The 4,633-nt window shown below is 65.4% G+C and carries 7 protein-coding genes; 5 read left to right on the top strand and 2 right to left on the bottom strand.

What is annotated here, in order from left to right; all coding sequences use genetic code 11:
* The coding region (locus GH737_RS13170) for an enoyl-CoA hydratase-related protein (protein ID WP_196233179.1) at positions 1-623 on the bottom strand (623 nt) is incomplete at its 3' end.
* 85 nt (positions 624-708) lie between these two features.
* Between GH737_RS13170 and fsa the strand changes: the two genes are divergently transcribed.
* The 3 genes from fsa (at position 709) to GH737_RS13155 (ending at position 2,926) form a co-directional block, all read left to right on the top strand.
* On the top strand, positions 709-1,362 hold the full coding sequence (gene fsa, locus GH737_RS13165; protein WP_155265256.1) for a fructose-6-phosphate aldolase: 654 nt from the start codon (positions 709-711) through the stop codon (positions 1,360-1,362).
* 97 nt (positions 1,363-1,459) lie between these two features.
* Entirely contained in the window at positions 1,460-2,683 is a 1,224-nt protein-coding gene (locus GH737_RS13160) for a glycosyltransferase family 87 protein (RefSeq protein ID WP_155265255.1), read from the top strand.
* 81 nt (positions 2,684-2,764) lie between these two features.
* A complete protein-coding gene (locus GH737_RS13155; RefSeq protein WP_155265254.1) occupies positions 2,765-2,926 on the top strand; it encodes a Flp family type IVb pilin in 162 nt (53 codons plus the stop codon).
* A gap of 63 nt (positions 2,927-2,989) precedes the next feature.
* Here the strand turns inward: GH737_RS13155 and GH737_RS13150 are convergent, their stop codons facing one another.
* Positions 2,990-3,625: an energy transducer TonB gene (locus tag GH737_RS13150; protein WP_155265253.1), complete on the bottom strand. Its 636-nt coding sequence runs from the start codon at positions 3,623-3,625 to the stop codon at positions 2,990-2,992.
* Between the two features lie 92 nt (positions 3,626-3,717).
* Between GH737_RS13150 and GH737_RS13145 the strand changes: the two genes are divergently transcribed.
* Both GH737_RS13145 and GH737_RS13140 read left to right on the top strand, forming a co-directional pair.
* Entirely contained in the window at positions 3,718-4,287 is a 570-nt protein-coding gene (locus GH737_RS13145; protein ID WP_155265252.1) for a DUF484 family protein, read from the top strand.
* Positions 4,263-4,633, top strand: a 371-nt coding sequence (locus GH737_RS13140; protein WP_196233178.1) for a site-specific integrase, incomplete at its 3' end; no start/stop codon positions are given. The genes GH737_RS13145 and GH737_RS13140, both read left to right, overlap by 25 nt.

The following is a 4,633-nucleotide window of genomic DNA, read 5'->3' as shown; positions in this document are numbered from 1 at the left end:
CGCTGGGTCTCGCGCAGCGCCTGCGGCGGCTTGGCGAGGAGCTGCTCGACGGTTGCCGCGAGCGCGCCGTCGAGCCCGCCCTTCGGCGCGCGATGGCTGATCAGCCCGATCGCCTGCGCTTCGTCCATTCCGAACGGTTCGCCAAGCAGGAGATAGCGCGCGGCCAGCCGGCGGCCGGCCATCCGTGGCAACAGGAGCGAGCTAGCCGCTTCAGGGACGAGGCCGAGATCGACGAACGGAAGCGAAAAACGCGTTCCCTCCTCGGCGACGACAAAGTCGCAGTGAAGAAGCATGGTCGTTCCGATGCCGACGCAATTGCCGTGGACCGCCGCGATCAGCGGAGTCTCGCAGGAAGCGAGCGCGCGAAGGAAGCGCCACACGGCGATTTCGTCGCCGGAGCGTACCGGCGCATCGATGAAGTCGGCGAGATCGTTGCCGGCGGCGAAGTCCTGGCCCTCGCCGCTGAAGGCGATCAGCCTGACCGTATCGTCGGCGGCCCCCTTGTCGACGGCCTCGGCGAGCGCAGCGTACATTGCGACCGTGATGGCGTTGCGCCGCTCCGGGCGGGCAAGCGTCACCGCGAGGATTTCCCCCTGTTTCTCCACCCGGACATGCTCGCTCATCGGTCGCTCCCGAATCTGGTGACGTGCCGGGTCCCACCGGCTATGCCCCATCCATCGACCAAAGCTGGGACACGCGCAAACCGCCATGAAATTCTTCGCCGACACCGCCGAAATTTCCGAGATCCGCGAACTCGCCGAAACCGGCCTGCTCGACGGCGTCACCACCAATCCGTCGCTGATCCACAAGTCGGGCCGCGACTTCCTCGAGGTTGTGGGCGAGATCGCGTCGGTGGTCGGCGGCCCGGTGTCTGCGGAGGTCGTGGCGCTCGATTACGAGGGCATGATGCGTGAGGCCGAGGTGCTTCGGAAGATCGCCGGCAATATCGCGATCAAGGTGCCGCTGACGCCCGCCGGGCTGCACGCCTGCAAATCGCTCACCGGCGACGGGACGATGGTCAACGTCACTTTGTGCTTCTCGGCGGCCCAGGCGCTGCTCGCCGCCAAGGCCGGGGCGACGTTCATCTCGCCCTTCGTTGGACGGCACGACGACGTAGGCTTCGACGGCATGCAGCTGATCGCCGACATCCGCATGATCTATGACAATTACGATTATGCGACACAGATCCTGGTCGCCTCCGTGCGCCACCCGATGCATGTGGTCGAAGCGGCGAAGATCGGCGCCGACGTGATGACCGCGCCGCCGAAGATCATCTGGCAACTGTTCAAGCACCCGCTGACCGAGTCGGGCATCGCCAGCTTCCTCAAGGACTGGGAATCGACGGGTCAGGCGATTGTCTGAACGGCGTGGCTAGCAAGCCGGTAAGCCTTCCTTAGCCGTCGAACGGCTAAGCTTCCCCCGGGGATCACTGCACCGGCGGAAGATTGTGCGTGCACCAATGACGGCAAGCAGCGACGATGTGCGGGCGGCGCCTGCCGGCGACCCGTACGCGCGGTACAGGTTCGTCGGGAATGTGTTCGTGGTCGTGCTTGTTCTGGCCGCCCTTTCGGAATTCTCGCGCAACTTCATCCAGCCTAGCGATCGCGATTTCCTTGCCCCGTGGGCGGCGGCGCAGCTCGCGCTCGCGGGGCGTCCCTGGCTCGCCTATGAAAGCAGCGCGCTGCACGCGCTTCAGTCCGCTGTCGCGACCTTCGGCAGCGCGACCGCCGAGCTGCCCTTTCCCTACCCGCCTGCTTATCTGCTGCTCGTCATTCCGTTGGGGCTCATGTCTTTTCCGGCGGGGCTCGCGGCCTGGTCGGTTTCGAGCTTCGCATTCTACCTCTTTGCCGCGCGCAGGCTCATGCCGCGCTCGGGCTGGCTGGCGGCGGCATTTCCGGTCGCCTTCGCCAATGCGGCGATCGGGCAGAATGCGTTCCTCACGGCCGGCCTGTTCATGGCCGGCATGGCGCTCCTCGACACGTCGCCGTTCGCTGCGGGCGCGGTGCTCGGGTGTCTCGTCGTCAAGCCGCAGCTCGCGATACTGCTGCCAGTTGCTCTCGTTGCCGGGCGTCAGTGGCGCGCGGTTGCGGGGGCCGCTGCTTCCTCGATGGCGATCCTGCTCGTGGGCCTTGGCCTGTTCGGCCCGGCAACGACGGCCGCGTGGCTGAACGAAGCTCCGCTGATCGTGAAGGTCACCGGCGAGGGGCTGATGGGCTGGGGCAAGCTGGCAAGTGTCTATGCCGCCGCGCGCCAGATGGCGGTTCCGGCGGGTCCGGCGATCGCCATCCACCTGATCGTCGCAGCCGCGGCCGCAGCGCTCGTGTGGCGCATGTGGAGCTCGCCGGCCGGGCCGGGCGCAAAAGTGTCGATGCTTGCCGCCGGCTCGATGCTGATGAGCCCTTACGTCTTCTATTACGACGCGCTGATCCTCGTCCCGTCATTCCTTTACCTGGCGCGTTCCGGTGAAAGGCCCGGCGTGCTCTTCGCACTGTGGTGCATTCCGCTGCTGCTCATCGCGCAGATCGGCGGCGGCGACTTCGCGAACCTCAACGCGTTGGTGCCCGTCGCGCTGATGGCGCTTACCTATCGGCGCTGGCGCGAAACGAAGGCTGTTTACCGGGACGCAAGCTTAACTTTTCGGCAACCCTCGCGCGTAAGAATTTCTCAACCGGTGCAGCGCTAGGTTCCACTTCATCCTGCGGATTGGACCTCGCAGGCTGGGAGGCGGCGACGCCTCTACACTTGGAACCAAGGAGCGAAGACCATGAGCATGTTTCGTAAGCTGATCAAGAACACCAAGGGTGCGACCGCCATTGAGTACGGCCTCATCGCCGCTCTCATCGCCGTTGCGGCGATCGGTGCGATGCAGAACATCGGCACCAAGCTGAGCAGCACCTTCAACAACGTTTCGACCAAGCTGAACTAAACGTTCCGGCTTGAAGCGTTCGGGCGGCGGTGCCGAAAGGCGCCGCCGCCCTTGTTTTATGCGTCAGCGAGCCGCCTGGTTCTGGAGCGAGAAGCGCACGATCGCATCCTGCACGGACGGCACTGCGTTTCCGGCCGAGTCCTTCGCTGGAACTGGCTTGAAGATTTTGACGAGCTGGACGCACGCCACGGGGACGAGATCGGGACTGTTCGAAATTCGCTCGAACGGCTGCACCGGCTCGGCAGCGCAGGAGGATATGTTACCGTGGGCATCGACCGCGAACATTACTCGCACGAGAGCAGGGGACTTGAGCCCTGCCGGAAGCCTCGCGACCGATACATCGACGTCCGGGATGCTCGCGTTGCTTGAGTCGAACGGCGAATCCGCAACGGCCCATTTGACCGACGTCCGATATACGCCGAGCGCCGCAGAGCCATCGGCGGCGCGCGCGGGAGCGAACTTCGCCCGCTGTTTGATTCTCTTGCAGGTGAACTCGTCCAGCCGTTCCGTTCCACTGGACGATTCAACGCCGCAACTCTGAACTGCGCCGTCGGATCCGACCGTCACTCGAATTCCGACGAGCCATAGGCCGGGCGCTCGTTCGATGAGGTAGCCGGGCATATCGTCATAGCTGAACCATTTGATCATGTTCGTCGGCAAAGGCGCACTGATTTGCGCGGCGAGAGCGATCCACAGCATGGCGGCCAATAGTTACATCGGTTCAACGACTTGTCGAGCGTGCGCCGCAGCGTTGTAGGAAATTAACCGCGCTCGGCGTATCCTCGCTCGCAATGGCGACGGTGATCCCTTTCGAAGAGCGAGCGGTAGCGCATCTGCGTGATCGCCTCGGCGAGGCGCGCGAGGCCAACGAGGACCTCATCGCTTTCGCGCGCGGTCATTCGGGCGCGGTCGCCTCGATTCACGAAGCGGTGCTCGCCGCGATCGATGCCGAAGGCGTCGAGGGGCTGCTGCACGTCGTAACCCAGGAATGGCCGCTGATCCTCGGCATCGACGCGGTCGCGCTGTCGCTGGTCGTCGCCGACAAGGGATTTCGCGCCGACGGCAGCGGGATTCAGTTCGTCGAACCCTCCATCCTCCGCCGTGCGATCGACGCAGTGCATGGCGTCGAAATGCGTAAGGTCGAGCGCGGCCACGCCTTGTTTGGTCCGGCCTGCGACCTGATCCGCGCCCAGGCGCTGATCCGCATCGACTGCAACCCGCCCTTGCCGACAGGGTTGCTCGCGCTCGGCCAGCGCGCGGAACTCAGTCTCGATGGGGGCCACGGGTCCGAATTGCTGATGTTCCTGGGACGGACGGTTGCGGCTATGATCCGCAAGTGGCTGACGCACCCGCACATCTAGTTCACCCGGCCGCCGCGCTCGCGGCGCAGTGGTCCGATCATCTCCAGCATGACCGACGGCGTTCGCCACACACGGTGCGCGCTTATGTCGCGACCGCGCATCGCCTGATCGATTTCCTTGGTCGCTATCGCGGTGAGATGATCGAGCCGGCCGGCCTGCTCGACCTCAATGCGACCGACCTTCGCGCCTTCCTCGCGCAGCGGCGGGGGGAGGGACTCGGCGCCTCCTCGGCTGCGCGCGAGCTGTCTGGCGCTCGCGCCTTCCTCACTTATGCCGCCGAACAGCAGGGGCGCCATGCGCAGCTGCCTCGCACCCGCGCGCCGAAGCGGCCGCGCACGCTCCCGCG

This window comes from Sphingomonas segetis, assembly GCF_009720245.1.
GTDB classification, from domain to species: domain Bacteria; phylum Pseudomonadota; class Alphaproteobacteria; order Sphingomonadales; family Sphingomonadaceae; genus Sphingomicrobium; species Sphingomicrobium segetis.
Note: the sequence above shows the minus strand (reverse complement) of the source record. Positions and strands in the feature narration are given on the sequence as shown.

Bases quoted from the DNA above. Each gene is read 5' to 3' on its own strand.
- GH737_RS13150 (WP_155265253.1), bottom strand. From the start codon at position 3,625: ATGCTGTGGATCGCTCTCGCCGCGCAAATCAGTGCGCCTTTGCCGACG.
- fsa (WP_155265256.1), top strand. From the start codon at position 709: ATGAAATTCTTCGCCGACACCGCCGAAATTTCCGAGATCCGCGAACTC.
- GH737_RS13155 (WP_155265254.1), top strand. From the start codon at position 2,765: ATGAGCATGTTTCGTAAGCTGATCAAGAACACCAAGGGTGCGACCGCC.
- GH737_RS13160 (WP_155265255.1), top strand. From the start codon at position 1,460: ATGACGGCAAGCAGCGACGATGTGCGGGCGGCGCCTGCCGGCGACCCG.
- GH737_RS13145 (WP_155265252.1), top strand. From the start codon at position 3,718: ATGGCGACGGTGATCCCTTTCGAAGAGCGAGCGGTAGCGCATCTGCGT.